Origin of the sequence: Nonlabens agnitus (assembly GCF_002994045.1) — a bacterium.
GTDB classification, from domain to species: Bacteria; Bacteroidota; Bacteroidia; order Flavobacteriales; family Flavobacteriaceae; genus Nonlabens; species Nonlabens agnitus.
This window is the reverse complement of record NZ_MQUC01000003.1, coordinates 1,024,590-1,042,821: the sequence shown is the minus strand read 5'-3', so window position 1 is coordinate 1,042,821 and position 18,232 is coordinate 1,024,590. Positions and strand designations below refer to the sequence as shown.

Annotated in this window: 20 protein-coding genes; 9 read left to right on the top strand and 11 right to left on the bottom strand. The window is 39.9% G+C overall.

All coding sequences use genetic code 11. The annotated features are described in order from the left end of the window. Positions 1-21: 21 nt before the first annotated feature. The 5 genes from BST86_RS04790 to BST86_RS04770 are packed head-to-tail and all read right to left on the bottom strand — an operon-like array spanning position 22 to position 4,889. A complete protein-coding gene (locus tag BST86_RS04790) occupies positions 22-960 on the bottom strand; it encodes an N-acetylornithine carbamoyltransferase (protein ID WP_105982279.1) in 939 nt (312 codons plus the stop codon). Further along, a complete protein-coding gene (locus BST86_RS04785; protein WP_105982278.1) occupies positions 957-2,096 on the bottom strand; it encodes an aspartate aminotransferase family protein in 1,140 nt (379 codons plus the stop codon). The genes BST86_RS04790 and BST86_RS04785 overlap by 4 nt, the downstream gene beginning before the upstream one ends. Next, on the bottom strand, positions 2,096-3,073 hold the full coding sequence (argC, locus tag BST86_RS04780; protein ID WP_105982277.1) for an N-acetyl-gamma-glutamyl-phosphate reductase: 978 nt from the start codon (positions 3,071-3,073) through the stop codon (positions 2,096-2,098). Before argC ends, BST86_RS04785 begins: the two co-directional genes overlap by 1 nt. Beyond that, positions 3,070-4,257, bottom strand: a complete 1,188-nt coding sequence (locus BST86_RS04775; protein ID WP_105982276.1) for an argininosuccinate synthase — start codon at positions 4,255-4,257, stop codon at positions 3,070-3,072. The genes argC and BST86_RS04775 overlap by 4 nt, the downstream gene beginning before the upstream one ends. Continuing rightward, positions 4,254-4,889 (bottom strand): GNAT family N-acetyltransferase, encoded by a 636-nt coding sequence (locus tag BST86_RS04770; protein WP_105982275.1) that lies wholly within the window; start codon positions 4,887-4,889, stop codon positions 4,254-4,256. Before BST86_RS04770 ends, BST86_RS04775 begins: the two co-directional genes overlap by 4 nt. Positions 4,890-5,364: 475 nt before the next feature. On the opposite strand from BST86_RS04770, the gene BST86_RS04765 reads away from it, so the two are divergent. Both BST86_RS04765 and BST86_RS15020 read left to right on the top strand, forming a co-directional pair. Next, a complete protein-coding gene (locus tag BST86_RS04765; protein ID WP_242446461.1) occupies positions 5,365-6,327 on the top strand; it encodes a PAS domain-containing sensor histidine kinase in 963 nt (320 codons plus the stop codon). Beyond that, the gene (locus tag BST86_RS15020) at positions 6,318-6,515 is read left to right on the top strand and encodes an ATP-binding protein (protein WP_242446460.1); all 198 of its coding nucleotides are present in this window, start codon (positions 6,318-6,320) and stop codon (positions 6,513-6,515) included. Before BST86_RS04765 ends, BST86_RS15020 begins: the two co-directional genes overlap by 10 nt. A gap of 43 nt (positions 6,516-6,558) precedes the next feature. Here the strand turns inward: BST86_RS15020 and BST86_RS04760 are convergent, their stop codons facing one another. Further along, positions 6,559-6,984, bottom strand: coding sequence for a PepSY-like domain-containing protein (locus tag BST86_RS04760; RefSeq protein ID WP_146126710.1), 426 nt, complete (start codon positions 6,982-6,984; stop codon positions 6,559-6,561). A 292-nt stretch (positions 6,985-7,276) separates the two neighbouring features. Between BST86_RS04760 and BST86_RS04755 the strand changes: the two genes are divergently transcribed. After that, entirely contained in the window at positions 7,277-8,497 is a 1,221-nt protein-coding gene (locus BST86_RS04755; RefSeq protein WP_105982273.1) for a GAF domain-containing sensor histidine kinase, read from the top strand. A gap of 1 nt (position 8,498) precedes the next feature. Here the strand turns inward: BST86_RS04755 and BST86_RS04750 are convergent, their stop codons facing one another. Together BST86_RS04750 and BST86_RS04745 are read right to left on the bottom strand one after the other, a co-directional pair. Then, positions 8,499-9,518 (bottom strand): hypothetical protein, encoded by a 1,020-nt coding sequence (locus tag BST86_RS04750; RefSeq protein WP_105982272.1) that lies wholly within the window; start codon positions 9,516-9,518, stop codon positions 8,499-8,501. 69 nt (positions 9,519-9,587) lie between these two features. Continuing rightward, positions 9,588-10,640 carry an NAD(P)-dependent alcohol dehydrogenase gene (locus BST86_RS04745; RefSeq protein WP_105982271.1) on the bottom strand — a complete coding sequence of 351 codons (1,053 nt, stop codon included), beginning with the start codon at positions 10,638-10,640 and terminating at the stop codon, positions 9,588-9,590. A 165-nt stretch (positions 10,641-10,805) separates the two neighbouring features. Between BST86_RS04745 and BST86_RS04740 the strand changes: the two genes are divergently transcribed. Next, the gene (locus BST86_RS04740) at positions 10,806-11,153 is read left to right on the top strand and encodes a DoxX family protein (RefSeq protein ID WP_105982270.1); all 348 of its coding nucleotides are present in this window, start codon (positions 10,806-10,808) and stop codon (positions 11,151-11,153) included. Here the strand turns inward: BST86_RS04740 and BST86_RS04735 are convergent. The 3 genes from BST86_RS04735 to BST86_RS04725 form a co-directional block, all read right to left on the bottom strand. Further along, positions 11,150-11,542, bottom strand: a complete 393-nt coding sequence (locus BST86_RS04735; protein WP_055412722.1) for a DoxX family protein — start codon at positions 11,540-11,542, stop codon at positions 11,150-11,152. The genes BST86_RS04740 and BST86_RS04735 overlap by 4 nt on opposite strands. Before the next feature lie 122 nt (positions 11,543-11,664). Then, the gene (locus BST86_RS04730) at positions 11,665-12,351 is read right to left on the bottom strand and encodes a YiaD family glycine zipper/OmpA-like lipoprotein (RefSeq protein ID WP_105982269.1); all 687 of its coding nucleotides are present in this window, start codon (positions 12,349-12,351) and stop codon (positions 11,665-11,667) included. 41 nt (positions 12,352-12,392) lie between these two features. Then, on the bottom strand, positions 12,393-12,875 hold the full coding sequence (locus BST86_RS04725; protein ID WP_105982268.1) for a lipocalin family protein: 483 nt from the start codon (positions 12,873-12,875) through the stop codon (positions 12,393-12,395). Between the two features lie 163 nt (positions 12,876-13,038). Here BST86_RS04725 and BST86_RS04720 point away from each other — a divergent pair, with 163 nt between their 5' ends. The 5 genes from BST86_RS04720 (at position 13,039) to BST86_RS04700 (ending at position 18,172) form a co-directional block, all read left to right on the top strand. Continuing rightward, positions 13,039-13,959 carry a septum formation inhibitor Maf gene (locus tag BST86_RS04720; protein WP_105982267.1) on the top strand — a complete coding sequence of 307 codons (921 nt, stop codon included), beginning with the start codon at positions 13,039-13,041 and terminating at the stop codon, positions 13,957-13,959. Then, positions 13,956-14,513 (top strand): mechanosensitive ion channel family protein, encoded by a 558-nt coding sequence (locus tag BST86_RS04715; protein WP_105982266.1) that lies wholly within the window; start codon positions 13,956-13,958, stop codon positions 14,511-14,513. Before BST86_RS04720 ends, BST86_RS04715 begins: the two co-directional genes overlap by 4 nt. A gap of 9 nt (positions 14,514-14,522) precedes the next feature. Then, positions 14,523-14,846: a translation initiation factor gene (locus BST86_RS04710; protein ID WP_105982265.1), complete on the top strand. Its 324-nt coding sequence runs from the start codon at positions 14,523-14,525 to the stop codon at positions 14,844-14,846. Positions 14,847-14,985: 139 nt separating this feature from the next. After that, positions 14,986-16,182 (top strand): MFS transporter, encoded by a 1,197-nt coding sequence (locus BST86_RS04705; protein WP_105982264.1) that lies wholly within the window; start codon positions 14,986-14,988, stop codon positions 16,180-16,182. Between the two features lie 157 nt (positions 16,183-16,339). Then, entirely contained in the window at positions 16,340-18,172 is a 1,833-nt protein-coding gene (locus BST86_RS04700; protein WP_105982263.1) for an ABC transporter ATP-binding protein, read from the top strand. Positions 18,173-18,232: the final 60 nt, after the last annotated feature.

Genomic DNA, 18,232 nt, shown 5'->3' with positions numbered 1-18,232 from the left:
TGCCTTTATTTACCTAATCAATTACGTTATGTTTTCTAAAAGTGTCTTCAAAACAGCTTGCGCCGCATAAGTGCGGTTTCGAGCTTGCTGGATCACTACCGATTGATCACTGTCCAGTACCGCATCTTCTACCACAACATTGCGTCGTACCGGCAAACAGTGCATGAATATCGCGTGGCCTAATTTTTCTTTGGTCATCATCCAATGGCTATCTGTATTGGTGACTTGGCCATAGTCATCAAAACTGCTCCAGTTCTTCACATAAACCACATCGGCATCCTTGAGCGCTTCCTGCTGATTGTGATTGATGGTAATTCCTTTAGTGATTTTAGGATCGAGGTCATAACCTACTGGGTTTGTAATCACAAACTCTACATCACACAGCTTCATGGATTTCACAAAACTGTTGGCCACGGCGTGCGGCAACGCACGTGGATGTGGCGCCCAAGACAGCACGACTTTGGGACGTTTCTTTGTGACTGTTTCTTTGATCGTTACAGCGTCCGTCAATCCTTGTAAGGGATGCGACAAGGCACTTTCCATGTTCACAATAGGTACTCCAGCATATTTGATAAAAGCATTCAAGACTTTCTCAGTAGCATCTGCTACTTTGTCTTTCAAGCCTGCGAAGGCACGAACGGCAATAATATCAGCATACTGTGCGATGACTTGGGTCGCTTCCTTGATATGTTCTGCAGTGTCTAGGTTCATGACGGTACCGTCACCAAATTCCAAATTCCAAGAGTCAGAAACGTTCAAAACCATCACATCCATACCTAGGTTGCGTGCCGCCTTCTCAGTACTCAGTCGGGTTCTCAAACTGTTGTTGAAAAATACCAATGCGATGGTTTTTCGTTTTCCTAATTCCTCAAACACAAACGGATTTTTCTTAAGCTCTAAAGCCAGATCTACCGTAGCTTCAAAGTTCTCTAGGCTCTCTAAATTGCTATAATGTTTCATTGAACTGCTGTTTTCAAAGCGGTCTTAAGCGCGTCTACAAAAGTGTCTATGTGTGATTTTTGAACCGTTAAGGATGGTAAGATCCTTATCAGATTGGGGTTTTTGGAATTTCCGGTAAAAATATGATGGTTAAGGATCAGGTCTTTACGCAAATCTGCAATAGGGAAATCAAACTCTAATCCCAGCATCAATCCACGTCCTTTGACCCTTTTGATCTCAGGAATATCCTTTATCTGATCCAGAAAATAGGCAGACATATCCGTAGCGGCCTGCATCAATTGCTCTGTCTCAATGATATCCAGTACCGCATTGACCGCGGCGCAAGCGAGATGATTCCCGCCAAAGGTCGTTCCCAACATCCCAAAACTAGCTTTGATGTCATGATGGATCAACACGCCACCTACCGGAAAACCATTGCCCATACCTTTGGCAATCGGTATCAAGTCTGGCGTCCAGTCGTGCTTTTGAAAGGCAAAGAAATCTCCGGTCCTACCAAATCCAGATTGAACTTCATCTGCGATGATGAGGCAATGATGCTTTCGCGAAAGCGAATATATTTCATGAAAAAAGCTCGTGTCAGCTTCATCAAGTCCACCAACACCTTGAATGGTCTCAACAATGATCGCACAGACGTCGCCGGTTTCCAAGGCTTTCTGTACCGCAGCCACATCACCCAACTCACAAAAGATAACTTCCTGCTGGGCATTGAGCGGCGCGACGATCTTAGGATTATCCGTCGCAGCAACGGCAGCCGATGTGCGGCCATGAAAACTGTTTTTAAAAGCAATAATCTTGTGCTTTCCCGTAGCAAACGAGGCTACTTTAAGTGCGTTCTCATTAGCCTCAGCGCCAGAATTACACAAAAACAGATCATAATCAGCACAGCCTGAAAGTTTTGCGAGTTTTTCGGCCATTTCTTCCTGCAACGGATTCTGGATCGAATTACTGTAAAAAGCAATTTTACTAAGTTGGTCTGAAAGACGAGCAACATATTCTGGATGTGAATGTCCTACTGAAATTACAGCGTGGCCGCCGTATAAATCCAGGTATTCCACATCGTTCTCGTCGTAAATAAAAACATCCTGCGCTCGTACCGGCGTGATATCAAACAGCTGATAAACATTAAATAATCCCATTAGAAATAGCTGGCTTTAAATTCAAGACCCAAGGTTTCTTCAAGTCCATAAATCAAGTTCATGTTATGTACCGCTTGTCCAGAGGCACCTTTTAATAAATTGTCAATCGTGCTGGTGATGAGTAATTGATCACCGTGCTTCTCTAAATGAATCAAACAGTTGTTGGTATTCACCACCTGTTTCATATGAATAGGCCGCTCACTGATGTGTGTAAAGGCTGCGTGCTTATAAAAATTGCGGTAAATAGATTGCGCCTTACTCAAATCACCTTCAAAGTGAGTATAAACCGTTGCGAATATTCCTCTTGAGAAATTACCACGATTGGGAATAAAGTGAACGGCTTTATCAAAGCCGTGCTGTAATTGAGCTATGGATTGATTGATCTCACCTAGATGTTGATGGTTAAAAGCTTTGTAGTGACTAAAATTGTTATCACGCCATACAAAACTGGTCGTATCTGAAAGGCTCGCACCAGCACCGGTTGCTCCAGTCACCGCATTCACGTGAATATCAGAATGAATCATTCCTTGAGCGGCCAATGGTAATATGGCCTGCTGAATCGCTGTGGCAAAGCAGCCAGGATTTGCTATATGATCTGCCTTTTCAATCTGTTCCCGATTCAATTCTGGTAAGCCGTAAATGAATTGTTTGCCTTGAAAATGCGCATCTGCATGGAGCCTGAAATCATTGCTTAAATCAATGATTTTAGTGTGGTCTGCAAAAGGATGCTCTTCTAAAAATCTACTGCTATTGCCGTGTCCTAAACAAAGAAAGAGTACATCAACGTCTTTGTTTATTTGATCGGTGAACTTGAGGTCGGTCACGCCATATAGGTCCTGATGGATATCACTAACTGGCTGTCCAGCTTTAGAAGTGGTAAAGACAAAATCTATTTCTGCCGCAGGATGGTTAAGCAGGATTCTGATCAACTCGCCTGCGGTGAAGCCGCTACCTCCTATAATTCCAGCTTTGATCATGAGTCCTTGTTTACGTGTTGGTAAATCTTTTGCGCGTTGCTGTAGATCTTGATAAAACCTTTGGCATCGTCTGCCGCCCAGGCCTTATTTTCTTCACCGTACGTACCAAAACCAGCATTCATCAAATCAAATGGAGATTTAATACCGTCCAATAAGAACTGATACGGTTTCAAGGTAACGAAGACTTTTCCCGTGACGCTTTTTTGACTGCTTTGAAGAAAGGATTCCATATTGCGCATCACGGGATCGAGGTACAAGCCTTCATGCAAATGCATCCCATAGAAACTCGATAGGTACTCTTTATGCTGCAACTGCCATTTGCTAAGCGTATGCTTTTCCAATAAATGATGTGCCTTGACAAGGATTAAGGATGCTGCCGCTTCAAAACCTACACGACCTTTGATCCCAACGATAGTATCACCTACATGAATGTCACGACCTATGGCATAAGCAGATGCTATATCATTCAGTTTCTCGATCAGTTTGTGCGATTCATCTTTGGCTCCATCAATAGAAGTCAACTCACCATTTGTAAAACCTAATTCTATTTGCTTAGGTTCTTTAGCTTCCAACTGCGATGGATAGGCATTTTCTGGTAAGGATTTACTTGAGGTCAAGGTTTCTGCACCACCAACGCTGGTTCCCCATAATCCTTTGTTGACTGAATATTGGGATTTTTCCCAATTCATGTCAATACCGTTGGACTTTAGGTATTCAATCTCTTCCTGACGTGAGAGTTTTTTATCTCTGATAGGTGTGATAATTTCAATATCTGGTGCAAAAGTTTGAAAGATCATGTCAAATCGTACTTGATCATTTCCTGCACCTGTGCTACCATGAGCGATAGCCGTTGCTCCTATCTCGTTTGCATAATTGATGATTTCCAAAGCTTGAATAATACGCTCAGAACTTACTGATAACGGATAGGTGTTATTCTTTAAGACATTACCAAAAATGAGATACTTCACGATTTTCTCGTAAAAAGTCTGGATCGCATCAATGTTTTGATACGTGGAGACGCCCATTTTATAAGCGTTGCTTTCAATATGCTCAATTTCGGTTTTAGTGAAACCGCCTGTATTGACGCTTACGGCATGTACCTCATACCCTAGATCTTTGGATAGATGGACGGCGCAGTATGAAGTATCAAGACCGCCACTATATGCTAGAACTAATTTTTTCATTTGGATGGATCTTTTGGCTCTTCTTTTTTAAAGAGTATTGATTTTTTAATGTTTTGCAAGCGCTCGTGCAGCTTTTTGGAAACCACTTTCTTTTCTGGTTCTTTGACTTTTTTATTGGGGTCATAGAGCATCCCTGTACACAGGCACATCTTACGGTTGGTTCTGGTAAGAACGTCAAAGTTTTTGCAGGTTTGGCAGCCACTCCAGAAAGCTTCGTCTGTTGTTAGTTCTGAAAAAGTAACTGGTTGGTAACCCAATTCATAATTAATTTTCATGACGGCTAGTCCTGTGGTGATTCCAAAGATTTTGGCATCTGGAAATTTGGTTCTGGAAAGTTCAAAGACTTTTTCCTTGATCTTTTTGGCATAACCTAAACCACGATAATCATGATGTACGATCAACCCAGAGTTAGCCACATATTTGCCGTGGTCCCAACGTTCTATGTAACAAAAGCCCACGAACTTATCGCCATCTGTGGCGATAATGGCGTTCCCGTTGTCCATTTTGGTTTTGATATATTCTGGAGTACGCTTTGCAATTCCCGTGTCGCGCTCTACGGCAGATTTATTAATGGTCTCACAGATAATGTCTGCAAACTTGTAATGTGAAGTGTCGGCAATTCCTATATTCATTGCGAGCAGTTTAAAATGAGTAAAAATGGTATTGTGTAATTGCGGAAACGGACTCACCTGATTCCAATGTCGATCTAGCCCTTACGGGCGACGACGGTACCATAACGATGTCCTGCAAAAAGGAATGGCTAAGGTTTGTAAGTAAAAAGCGAAAGTTTGATTCAAAATAATAGGTTTTAAGAAGAGATAACGCGCACAACACTACTAGCAGCTGCGGCGCATTCTGGGAAGGATACCTGTATATCTATTTTGAAACATAATTTAAAACTACATACTTCTAGAAGATCTTGCAACTTATGGACATAATTTCTAAAAATTTATCCCTGTTGAGATGTGTGTAAAGAGTTCGCTTTCGCGAAAGCGAAACTTAATCAATTTAACGTTTTTTTCACATTTTACAATCTTTCATGAAGATCATATTTGTAGGATCGTTCCTATCTTTGTAGTTAATAAATTCTGATTATCAAGTACATATATGAGTAAACAAAGTGACCATAATACTGAAAGACAGTTACAGTCCATCAAAGGAATCTTTGAGGATCAAAACGCACTGTCTTTCAATGTTTTTCAACACATGCCTATAGGGATTTGCGTCACAGATTCTAATGGTATTTTCACTGATGTGAACGCTACGTACTGTGATATTTACGGTTATACTAAAGATGAGTTAATAGGAAATTCCTTTACCTATGTGGTGCCAGAGGAGCATCAAGAAAAACTGGTAAGCTATCATGACGAGTTCATGAAAAAACAATACGAGTTGCAAGGTAGGTGGACCGTTAAAAACAAAAATAACGAGAAGTTTGATATCATCGCCAATGCTGCATTTCTAAGAACTGTAGACAATGACAAGCGTAAAATGACGCTTGTCGTAAAGGCTGAAGAACTTGAAGATACCGTAAGGCGACTAGAGACAACGATCGCTATTCTTGAAAGAAAACTGGAAACTCAAGATATCGCTAACAGACTGGCAGAACATGACTTGCGTAACCGATTGAGCTCCATCGTTTCTGTCGCTGATATTTTGTCTAAAAGTAAAGTTGACGAAAAGCAACGCAAGTGGATTGACACCATTAAGCGTATAGGAAAAGACACCTTATTACTGTTATCATCTGCAAGAGATTTTGCACGTATGGAACGTGGTGAGTTTGAGCCTACCATTACTGAATTTGACCTAGTTACTTCACTAGCTAATGTGACCAAGGATTACATGGAAACCATTGAGCAAAAGGAGCTAGAGATCTTTATGTTGCAAGATGGTCGAGAGCTGGAACCCAGTACCGACGAGATTCTTGTTAAGGGTGATGAATTTTATCTGGAACATATGTTTCAAAATCTTTTGGGGAACGCCATAGATGCTTCTCCTAAAAGGGAAAAATTACCATTGATATTAAATGTGATGACGAGCTCAAGATATCGTTTTCCAATATGGGAATGATTCCCGAGGAAATCCAGCCTACCTTTTTTGAAAAATACACAACATCTGGAAAAGATCGAGGTACCGGTCTAGGAACCTACATCGCTAAAATGATTGCAGGTTTCCATGGCGGTAATATTTCCTTTATATCTTCAAAAGAACAGGGAACTACCCTATTTGTAGTATTACCTATTGAATGTGTTGTTTAAAAGAAACCACGCTTAAAGCGTGGTTTTTTATTTGTTTTTGATTCTATAAACGCATTCCGTTTTTTCTGTATTCCACTTTTAAAGTTGAATCTATGGTCTGGATCTCAAGATCATAAAATATTCCTTTATTGTAATGATGAACTAATTCTGCGCTTACTATTTTTTTTGTTTCATGGTTTTGATTCACGGCATTTACCACAGCGGCTGGAAGGTTGTCTATGTTGACACTGTATTCCGTTTCCACCCAAAGTCCGTTTTGCTGGAAACCTGCTCGTAATGTTTCTCCTTTGCTTTCAAACTGCGCTTCCCATAGTCCATTTTCATCTTTAATCCATTGGGGATTTTCCTGAGTAGGATATTTATTTACAAAAGTGGCCACTACGGATTGTGGCACTTTGATTTGCCTAGATTCTATACAGCCTACCGCCAGCATTAACCATCCTAGGATTAGTATAACTCTGATTTTCATAATCCTTGCATTTTTGGGAAATATAAGCTCATAATGCAGATAATCTTGTTTATAAAAATCCAATTGGCTTAGGTTTAGCGATAGCTTAGGGAAGATTCCCTCAATTGTTAAAAACAAAAATCCTGCTTCTTGTGAAGGGTTTATTTAATCTCGTTTAAAAGATTCTAATTCCTTAAAAAAATCATAGGAAATGTTAGCACTCAAGGGTTTTCAGGTGATTCTTTGTATGTTGCGCTGCTTAAATATGTTGAAAATTATATCACAACATTGAAAGCTTCTATTTAAACAATTTATGAAGACTGCTCCAAGACCTTCGAATGAGAAATTAAGACAGCAAGCTCTAGAAAAATATCAGATTCTAGATAGCTTACCAGAAGATAGTTATGATGATATCACAAGAATCATTGCATCTATCTGTGATACACCTATTGCCCTTATATCTTTATTGGATAACGATAGAAATTTCTTTAAATCTAAACATGGAGTAGAGTTATCAGAAGCTCCTAGAGATCTGTCTTTTTGTTCACATACCATTATAAGCGATGATGACATTATGGTGGTCAATGATGCGCGTGAAGATGAACGATTTATAGGCAATCCTTCTATTGAAGAGGAAAATACGGTGTTTTATGCCGGTGTACCACTCATTGATAAAGAAGGTTTTAAGCTGGGAACTCTTTGCGTTTTTGACGGCAAGCCTAGAGAACTGAATAAAACTCAAATGGATTCTCTTAAAAGCATGGCTAAGCATGTTACCTTATTATTTGAGGAGAGACTCAAAAACTTTGAACTGGAAAGAATACAAGAGGAACTTAAAGTTAAAAATCAGGAACTAAAAGACTTTGCAGGTATTGTAACTCATGATTTGAAAACACCGCTGTCGCATATATCTATGATTTCTCAATTGCTTGCCGCAGACAATAAAGACAAGTTTTCAAAAGATTCCATGGAGTACCTCAAATTGCTTGAAGAAGCCGGCTTTAACTTGAGCCGATATATCGATGGTATGCTACATTTCTATCAAAGTGACGAGCTTGTATCTGATGAATTGGACGATTTTAATTTTAAAGAGCTAGTAGAGGACATTATCGCCATGACGGGCAAAGATCCATCGGTTAAAATTTCTTATTCTCCAGCAGAACCTACAATCATTAAATCAAGTAAAGCCGCGTTGCATCAAATACTGCTCAACCTTGTAAACAACAGCATTAAATATGGAGACAAGAAAACGACTAGAGTTTCTTTAGACCTATTTGATCACGAAGATTATTACAGCATATCAGTATCTGATAATGGTCGTGGTATCCCAGAAGATAAAATTGACCATGTATTCAATCTATTCTATACCGCAGATAATGAAGATCGACACGGTAATAAGGGAACTGGAATAGGTCTCGCTACGGCAAAAAGACTGTTGAACCATCTAGATGGTACGTTTGACATCCAGTCTGAAGTGGGCAAAGGAACCAACATCACCATATTTCTACCTAAGTTCCATAATTTGAACTCCTAACTTATCCTTGTTTTAATTCGGGTTGATCAGGCATCTGCTGCTTAGTCGGTTTAATAACAAAAGGTGTGAACCAATCCCAAGTAATACCTACCGAAAATCTAGTAAAATCATCTAAAAAACGGTAATTGTAGTCGTCACGACCTACAGATAACTGCGCCATGAAACCGAAATCGTTACTAAACGGGTAGATCATAAATCTGGATTCTGATCTAAAGGGTACACTCGACGGATGCGAACCGAAATGATACATCGCCAGCTCGCTCAACACATATCTGATGTCTTTGAAATAACCGGTATACTCATAACCCAACTCTATCCTGTGTCTACCATAAATATCAATATCCTCTGGATTGTAACCTCCAAAACCTGCTACCCCCAAGAATTTATTGTGGTATAACTGATAAGTAGCCGTTATGGAATGTATTTGCTCTGGGACGTTTTGAGCATCAAACGTATTTAATCTATAATTAAAACTTACTCGAGTAAGATTGGTAGAAAAATTACCGGTCTGTCTATTAAGCAATGCAGCAAGATCTGTATCATCTGTAAACGTATCATAGAGCGCTCTACTTTCTTCAGAATTGTCTTCAAATTCTGTACTAAAAGCGCTGCGAGATTGCCCATTACTATAATGACCTGATTCAATGGCCGCAGTCAAAAAGTTGTCATTATCTGTTTTGATGATTTTTTGCCAGCCTATTAATAACTTATAGCTGGGTGTCTTTACTGGTTTAGATTCTTCATTGTAAATTCTAAACTCTGGCTGAAATGCCAAATAAATAGCATCACCATTTGTAATCGTATCCTTATTTAACGCAGATCGCAAATCGTTGTAGATGCCATAATACACGGTTGGCTTGGCTTCCAGAAGTATCTGTTCATAAGGATTATTTCCCAATCCAACCGATAACTCAGGTCGCACAGATATAGGATAATATTCTTTAAAGGCACTTGTCTTGTTGTCTTGGGCTTTGCTTAAAAAGCCCACGAAAACTATAAAAGCAGAAAAATATTTCATCATTGGTATATAGTAAAATCGGGTACTACACATAATGAGCAGTACCCGATTTTAAAAATTAAATTGTTACAATTAGTTTTTCAATGATTGCATATCAATCACAAAACGATACTTGACATCGCCATCTGTGACACGGTCAAAGGCTGTGTTGATTTCATCCATATTGATCATTTCTACATCACAAACAATGTCATTCTCACCACAAAAATCAAGCATCTCTTGAGTTTCCTTAATACCACCTATTAGAGATCCAGCAATGCTCTTACGTCCTATGATGATATTACCACCGTTCATAGGTTCTAGCGGTTCAATGGCGCCCACCATTACCATGGTAGAATCTCTTTTAAGTAATTGTAGATAAGGATTGACATCGTGCTTTACAGGAACTGTATTCAAGATAAAGTCAAAAGATCCACGGTGTTCTTTCATGGCATCTTCATCTTTGGAAATCAATACACCATCTGCGCCTAGTCTTTTTGCATCTTCTGCTTTTTCTGGTGATGTGGTAATCATGATTGTTTCTGCGCCCATAGCGGCGGCAAATTTGATTCCCATGTGGCCTAAACCACCTAATCCTACCACACCTACTTTATCACCTTTCTTGATCTTCCAGTGATTTAGTGGAGAGAATGTGGTAATCCCGGCGCATAAAAGTGGTGCGACGGCTTTAGTATCTAAATTAGTAGGTACTTTTAAAACAAAATGTTCTCTCACGGTAACACTTGTTGAATAACCACCATAGGTATGACCGCCTAAATGCTTGTCCTTACCATTATAGGTTCCCACCATTCCTTCTTCACAAAACTGTTCAAGGTCTTCTTCACAAGCACTACAGCTTAAACAAGAATCTACCATACATCCTACACCTACTAGGTCACCTTCTTTAAAGTTGGAAACGTCAGAACCTACTTCTACTACTTTACCTATAATTTCATGTCCTGGAACTGATGGATATTTTGCATTTCCCCAATCGTTTCTCACAGTATGAATGTCACTATGACACACGCCACAGTATAAAATATCTATTTTGACGTCATTGGAATTCAAATCACGACGTTCAATCGTCATCTCTTTCAAATCTGCTTTTGAATCCTGTGCGCCGTAAGCTTTTATCTTTGTACTCATTTTTTCGTTTTATAATTAGCAATAGTTTTAAAAGTAACATTCAGTGGTAGAGCAATCGGTTAAGTTGTCGTTAAAGATTACGGGAAACGCAGCGACTATGTCGGATTAGTTTAAGTTTAACAGGAATTTCGCTTTCGCGAAAGCGATAACCCTCAAAAGCAACCTATGTCCGTACTCAGTTTGTTGATTTACTTTAGCGGTATTGCATTTCTATTTTTTGGAGTCACTTGTTTGATAACTCCACGAATGAAAATGGAGTTTACAAGATTTGGCCTGTCAACCATACAACGTCAAATCACTGGTTTATTTCAAGTTGCTGGCGCCATAGGTCTTTTAGTTTACAGCTACAACCTGACGATCGCCGCCATTGCTGCTGCAGGATTGTCGCTTCTCATGTTCCTAGGGTTTATAATAAGAATGCGGATCAAGGATTCCATTTATGATTCCTCACCCGCATTAATTTTTATGGTACTCAATGGCATTATCGCCTATAAGCTTTGGTTGATCATCTAGATAAAGATGATAAGTATCGATAGTATTAGAAAGATCGCCGCTGGCAATGACTTTTTAGGTGGATCACCTACTTTAAAGTGCATGGAGATAGCTCCTGCCATAAGCAACGCAATACCTGCGGCACCTATCCATTCTATACTGGGAAATGCATTTGAAGGATAGAAAATGGAAATGAGCAATAAGACGGCAAAAAAGCATTTCAAGGTACCAACGATGATCATCATGTTTTTAGAAAGGCCGTAAACGGCAAATTCTTCCTTCATGCTGCTGGCATCTTTTGCTCGCCATGGAGTTGCTTTTTTTCTATTGATAAGCCATACATTTAGTATGCTTAGGCCTATTCCTAATTTGAGAATGATCTCAAAGACTTCTAGTGCTGTGTATTCCATTTGGTTTGGTATTAATGACTTCTACTAAAGTATTGCAGATGCGCTGACCAACCTCTAAATTAAGTCATAAAAAAACCGCCTTGCGATGAGCAAAGCGGTAATTCAAAAATGAAAGCTGTTTCTTATCCTTTCACTTCTTGTTCTGCATCGCGGCGCATTTCTTCACCAGCGACTATACCTATCTCTACACGACGGTTTTGTGCACGACCTTCGGCAGTATCATTAGTAGCAACAGGATTTGTTTCACCAGAGTAAGTTACAGCCATACGACTTGAAGCGATACCATCTGCTACTAGATAATCACGAACTGCAAAAGCTCTTCTCTTTGAAAGATCCATATTATAAGCAGCTTCTCCTTGGCTATCTGTATGACCAGAAACCAAAATTTCTGTACCTGGATAGTCATTCATTACGTTGACCAATTTATCCAAAGTAGCTTTTGAAGATGCGTTCAATGTTGCTTGATTTGTGGCAAAACGTACACCACTACCTTCATCAAAAGTTACTACGATACCTTCACCTACACGCTCTACTTGCGCTCCAGGGATTTCTTGAGAAATCTCCTGCGCTTGTTTATCCATCTTGCGTCCTATCACATTACCAGCAACTCCACCAACTACGGCACCTATGACAGCTCCTTCAGTTTGATTGTTACCGTCACCTACATTATTACCTATAATGGCACCTAGGATTGCACCACCAGCAGCACCTATGGCAGTACCACGTTGTTGCTTATTAGTGTTTTGAAGGGATTGACAGCTTACGATCAATAATAAAGCTGTCGCTATACTTAATATTTTAGTTTTCATAAATTCAATTTAATATTTGTGATTGTTATTAGGGATAATGCTTAATCTGCTAGCTTTCTAAAGTTCATATTGACCTTAACCGTCTTACCGTTGACAAGAACGCTCTGGCTCCAGGTCATGCTAGTTTCTGTTAGGTTGTTGACATTTAATCTAAATCCAGCATCTGTCTCGCTTTTATAGTTGTCACCCGTAGGCTTCAACAAAAGATCACCTTCAATAATATCTTCAGACCCTGGAATCACCCATATAAAGTTTCTGGTTCCTGTATTACATTCTGGAGATTCAATTTTATAGCTACCACGGTTGTTGTTAGCGACAAAATACCACTGGCTACCCTCAAAACATTGAGCGCTTACATCTTGAAGTAAAGTAGATTCAAATTGGCCATTACCAGAATAAGTGACAGAGTCAATGACCCAGTTCCCACGTACAATTCTTTCGGTTTGTTTGATCGCATTTTGTGTACCACCACAACCTACTAATAGAAGTGCTGCTATGACACTTAAAAGGATATATTTCTTCATTGGTTTTGATTTTGCGACGAAATTAAATGGGTTGCACGATCACATTTCAAAGATTAACTATGTTTAACTAGCAATCGTTAAAAACCATTAAATTCAAACAAGCCTATTAATGATAAAATAGCGGCGCCATTGAGTATTCCTATCTTTGCCTCAAATTTGAGTTATGAAGACCATTCCATTTTTTTTATCTCTACTACTTCTTGTTTCTTGTAATGCACCTAACTCTAATACAAAATCACCGGCAGCTATTAATGAGCAATCAGCGGCACAGGTAAATGAAGCTCCCATCAGAAATTTGAGTCCCGAGTTTAAAGATTACTGGTATGCAGGTGTGGCAGAGATTAGTAATTATGAACTCAAGCAAAGTCGTTATGGCGAGATAAGAGACGGTCACGCGGTACTCATATTTGTTACAGAACCTTTTGATCCTGACGATCAAGTAAAAGCCGATCAAGAACAAGAATCCAACAGATCTGTTTTAAAGCTTAATGCTACTAGAGATTTTAATACGGGAATATATCCTTATAAAATCATGAGCAGTACGTTCTTACCATTGGATCTAGAAGCAAACGCAATTAAAGTAGCCACATCGATTCAAGAATGGTGTGGTCATACCTACATGCAACTTAATAATAGGAACGATCAATATGAAGGTGTTCTCTATAGTTATTTTCAAAGTGAAAGCAACAAAGAATTTGCGATCGATAATGCCATGCTGGAAAATCAAATTCCCAGTCAGTTGCGTATAGATCCTGAGTTGATGCCTACGGGTGACATTAAAATCATTCCTTCAACAGAATATTTACGGCTTACCCACAATCCCACGGAAGTCCTTAATGCAAAAGCAATTTTAGAAAAACAAGATGATCAGTACATCTATTCGGTTAATTATGACAATGGAAGAAAGGTGTCGTACACTCTTGAGAACTCGAGTCCTTTTCAAATTCTTTCATGGAGTGAAGAATATCCAGATCGCGGAAACATCGCTACAACAACTGCGACGTTGAAAAAAACCATAAGAACGCCTTACTGGAATCAAAATAGTAATCAATACTCTGTGTTAAGAGATAGTCTAGGTTTATGAAAGCATATTTATTACAGCCAGAGGTCATTGCGACGCTCATCATTCTCATTGTAGCCTTTTCCATTCATAGAAGTATCATCTGGAGTGCTGGTAAACTCAGTAAAAAAGTAGAACGCTCCAAATTGCGCAAACAGTATCTCAATCGCTATGTAGGCTATGTCATCTGGACCATGGCAATGATCTCCATCATTCTAGTTTGGGGTTTAAAGAGAGATGGCTTTTGGGTGGCATTAGGATCTACCTTTGCTGTAGTAGGTGTCGCTTTATTTGCGAACTGGAGCATCTTAAGCAATGTCACGGCTAGCTTTATACTCTACTTCACCTTTCCCTATAAAATTGGTGATCGAGTGCGTATTCATGATAAAGATTTACCAGTAACAGCAGTGATAGAAGACATCAAAGGATTTTACACTATTTTGAGAACCGCAGAAGGCGAGCTCATCACCTATCCCAATAATTTACTATTGCAAAAAGGGGTCAGTATTCTATATAATCGTGAAGAATCTATATTTGATATCGATAAACACGAAGAAACAGATCCTACCGCAAGATAATTTACCACTATGGACCTAAAAGACCAACTTAAAAATCTATTCCCAGAGCACGAAGTGCCAGAAGAACCGCAAGAAGAGCAAAGCGACATCTGGTTGCAAGACGAACCTTTAGAATGTCGTTTTGAAAAGCGCAAAGGAAAAGTCAATACGATTATTACAGGATATACTGGTGCGACTGAGGATTTTAAAATACTCGCCAAAGACATCAAAACCACTTTAGGAGTCGGCGGCAGTTTCAAAAACGATACTATCATTATTCAGGGTGATTACCGTGATCGCATCATGGATATTCTTAAGGAGAAAGGCTTTAAAGTCAAAAGAGTTGGTGGGTAAAACCTATCTATTCTAGGCTCATCAATTATTTTTTGCTGATCTTGTACCAGATCGACTAAATAACCAACCTATTTTTTCCAAGACCGCAAAATGGCTCAACATTCTACTGCTCATCCTAGCGGGTGAAGCGGTTTTCATTTTGCCTTTTGTACTGCCCAGAATATTTCGGCCTACGGTGCTGGAAGTCTTTCAATTATCTAATGTGGAACTGGGCGCGCTGTTTTCTACCTATGGCGTTGTCGCTTTCTTTTCTTACTTATTTGGAGGTTCCATAGCCGATAAATATCAACCTAAGTACCTCATTAGTGTAGCATTGATGCTTACGGCTGCTGGTGGCTTGGTACTCGCTACCATTCCTGATTTCTGGACCTTGCAACTGCTTTATGGCTATTGGGGTTTCACTACCATATTCTTGTTTTGGGCCGCAATGCTCAAAGCAACCCGTGTTACTGGTGGTAAAAACCGGCAAGGGCTGGCCTTCGGGTTGTTGGACGGTGGTCGTGGACTGGTCGCTGCTGGATTTGGATCCTTGGGAATCTTTGTGTTTACCTTTTTTGTAGTTGATCGGGTAGCCACTTCGGTTGAAAATCAAGCAGATTCTTTTCAATACGTGGTACTTACATTCTCTGCCGTAATTGCCGCAGTAGGAATTCTGGTAGCAATATTTTTAAAATCAACCACTCGTGCGGAAGAAGTACAGGTCACCCAATGGAAGGAATTGATTACCAACTTCAAAACCGTCATCAAAATCAAAGCGGTATGGTTATTAATGGTCATAATCCTTTGCGCCTATGTAGGTTACAAAATCACAGATGTTTTCTCACTTTATGCTAACGATGTTCTCAAGTATGACGAGGTAGAATCGGCTAAAGTTGGGACCTATCTCCTTTACATCCGACCATTTGTAGGCGTTGGCGTCGGTTTACTGGCAGACAAGACCAAAACCTCACTCATGATGATCATCGGGTTTCTCCTTTCCTTACTAGGTTGCGCGCTTTTTGCCAGCGGCATCATCGAAGAAGGTTTGGAAACCTTGTTTATCATTTCCATTCTCGTCACTGCCACTGGCGTTTACGCCTTCCGCACGCTATACTATGCAGCATTGCAGGAAGGTCACATACCGCTTATTATGACGGGCACCGCGATAGGATTGATCTCCTTGGTGGGTTATACACCAGACATATTTATGGGCCCTTTGATAGGTTATTTTTTGGATGGATGGCCTGGTGAGTTAGGCCATCAGTACGTTTTTATCATGTGCGGTGTATTTATGATCATTGGCGCAATTGCCTCTTTAAGCTTTTGGAAAGTGACTCAAAACACACGAGTGCAGTAGAGGTTTTTAATGAATTCGCTTTCGCGAAAGCGAACTACATTCAAACATCACTATCATCAAAGTTTTTACATCTTACAAAGAAAATCTTGCATAGTGCCGACGGTAAAAATTGACAACGATCTTAACCAGCCAAGGTTTGTAAAGTATCTTTGCAGACATGGCTAGACCTAAATTACAATCCATTACAGATAAACAGAAAACCTCTGTTTTCTCTCTTGATTCTTTGTCTGCAATCCCGCGATTTTTTGGCGAAATCTGGCGCGTGAGTCCCAAACTTTTTACGGTCAATTCCATAGGCAGGCTGCTTGCTGCGCTGTCACCAGTGATCACTTTGTGGATAGGGAAAATAATTATTGATGAAATCATTACCCAAATTGCGCTGGAAGAACAAGACCTGACGAGGCTTTGGACTTTTGTAGGTATCGAACTAGGTGTCGTGATTCTGACAGAATTACTCAACAGACTCGTCACACTTACTGATGGTTTGATAGGTGACCTCTACTCCAACGCTTCCTCAGAAAAAATCTTACGCAAGACGAATGAGCTCACGCTGGAACAATTGGAAGATCCAGAATTCTATGACAAACTGGAACGTGCCAGACAGCAAACCAATGGTCGTGTAAACTTGATGAGTGACGCGCTGGGACAGGTACAGGCGCTCATTTCCATTGTTTCATTAATTGCTGCACTTATTTATTTTGAACCTTGGCTTATTGTGCTTTTGATCCTAAGTATCATACCATCATTTATCAATGAGGCAAAATACAGTTCGCACCGCTATTCTCTCGCACGCAGCTGGACCGCAGAACGTCGCGAGTTGGATTACTTAAGATTTGTAGGTGCGAACAATACCACGGCCAAAGAGGTGAAACTTTTTGGACTAACCGATTATATCGCGCTGCGATTTAAAAACTTGTCCAACAAGTACTACCATATCAATAAGAACCTATCGATCAAGCAAAGTATCTACGGCTCCCTTTTTAATATACTGGGAACCTTGTCCTATTATGGTGCTTATGTCTTTATCATTATTGAGGTCATCGCTGGCGTTCTAACGATTGGTGAATTAACCTTCTTATCTGGATCATTCAATAGATTGCGCAACAACTTGCAGCAATTTTTTTCAAGATTCACGCGCATTTCAGAAAGTGCTTTGTACTTAATGGATTATTTTGACTTTCTCGATATACCTCTAGAGCAACATACGGTCAATCCTATACCGCTACCAGAAGTCATTAACGAAGGATTTGAGTTGAGAAATGTTCAATTTTATTATCCAGGCAGTGACACACCAGTGCTTAAAGGTGTCAGTTTCCATATCAAGGCTGGCGAGAAAATTGCCTTTGTAGGCGAGAATGGTGCTGGCAAAACCACACTCATCAAGCTGATTTTAAGATTTTACGAGCCTACCAGTGGTGAAATTTTACTTGACGGTATCAACATCAATAAATTTTCTAAAGAAGAATACCGGGCAAGATTTGGAGTGATATTTCAGGATTTTTTCAAGTATGAATTTCGCTTACGCGAAAACATAGCCGTAGGAGACATTGCCCAAATTGACAATGATTCCTTGATTACAGATGCAGCAGAGCGTAGCCTCGCCAGTCAGGTCATTGCAGAGATGACAGACGGCATTGACCAGCAACTGGGACGTCGTTTTGCCAAAGGTCAGGAACTAAGTGGTGGACAGTGGCAAAAAGTGGCACTCGCGAGAGCCTACATGAAAAATGCCGACATCATGGTGCTGGACGAACCAACCAGCGCACTGGATGCGCAAGCAGAATTTGATGTGTTTGAGCGATTTATAGGGCTTACTAAAGGTAAAACCAGCATCATCATCTCGCACCGTTTCTCTACCGTACGCATGGCAGATCGCATTCTGGTATTGAAAAATGGTAAGATTGAAGAAATTGGGACGCATGAAGAACTCATGAACAATCCACAGACGTATTCCAGATTATTCAATTTACAAGCTGCTGGTTATCAATAATATTAAGTGCGTTTCTAAACCATATCGCGGTAGAATCGCTGTTTAAATTAACTTCGCTTT

Coding starts and splice junctions, on each gene's coding strand:
- BST86_RS04790 (WP_105982279.1), bottom strand. CDS start 960: ATGAAACATTATAGCAATTTAGAGAGCCTAGAGAACTTTGAAGCTACG.
- BST86_RS04765 (WP_242446461.1), top strand. CDS start 5,365: ATGAGTAAACAAAGTGACCATAATACTGAAAGACAGTTACAGTCCATC.
- BST86_RS04760 (WP_146126710.1), bottom strand. CDS start 6,984: ATGAAAATCAGAGTTATACTAATCCTAGGATGGTTAATGCTGGCGGTA.
- BST86_RS15020 (WP_242446460.1), top strand. CDS start 6,318: ATGGGAATGATTCCCGAGGAAATCCAGCCTACCTTTTTTGAAAAATAC.
- BST86_RS04770 (WP_105982275.1), bottom strand. CDS start 4,889: ATGAATATAGGAATTGCCGACACTTCACATTACAAGTTTGCAGACATT.
- BST86_RS04725 (WP_105982268.1), bottom strand. CDS start 12,875: ATGAAGAAATATATCCTTTTAAGTGTCATAGCAGCACTTCTATTAGTA.
- BST86_RS04730 (WP_105982269.1), bottom strand. CDS start 12,351: ATGAAAACTAAAATATTAAGTATAGCGACAGCTTTATTATTGATCGTA.
- BST86_RS04710 (WP_105982265.1), top strand. CDS start 14,523: ATGGACCTAAAAGACCAACTTAAAAATCTATTCCCAGAGCACGAAGTG.
- BST86_RS04720 (WP_105982267.1), top strand. CDS start 13,039: ATGAAGACCATTCCATTTTTTTTATCTCTACTACTTCTTGTTTCTTGT.
- BST86_RS04785 (WP_105982278.1), bottom strand. CDS start 2,096: ATGGGATTATTTAATGTTTATCAGCTGTTTGATATCACGCCGGTACGA.
- BST86_RS04740 (WP_105982270.1), top strand. CDS start 10,806: ATGTCCGTACTCAGTTTGTTGATTTACTTTAGCGGTATTGCATTTCTA.
- BST86_RS04700 (WP_105982263.1), top strand. CDS start 16,340: ATGGCTAGACCTAAATTACAATCCATTACAGATAAACAGAAAACCTCT.
- BST86_RS04715 (WP_105982266.1), top strand. CDS start 13,956: ATGAAAGCATATTTATTACAGCCAGAGGTCATTGCGACGCTCATCATT.
- BST86_RS04745 (WP_105982271.1), bottom strand. CDS start 10,640: ATGAGTACAAAGATAAAAGCTTACGGCGCACAGGATTCAAAAGCAGAT.
- argC (WP_105982277.1), bottom strand. CDS start 3,073: ATGATCAAAGCTGGAATTATAGGAGGTAGCGGCTTCACCGCAGGCGAG.
- BST86_RS04755 (WP_105982273.1), top strand. CDS start 7,277: ATGAAGACTGCTCCAAGACCTTCGAATGAGAAATTAAGACAGCAAGCT.
- BST86_RS04750 (WP_105982272.1), bottom strand. CDS start 9,518: ATGATGAAATATTTTTCTGCTTTTATAGTTTTCGTGGGCTTTTTAAGC.
- BST86_RS04735 (WP_055412722.1), bottom strand. CDS start 11,542: ATGGAATACACAGCACTAGAAGTCTTTGAGATCATTCTCAAATTAGGA.
- BST86_RS04775 (WP_105982276.1), bottom strand. CDS start 4,257: ATGAAAAAATTAGTTCTAGCATATAGTGGCGGTCTTGATACTTCATAC.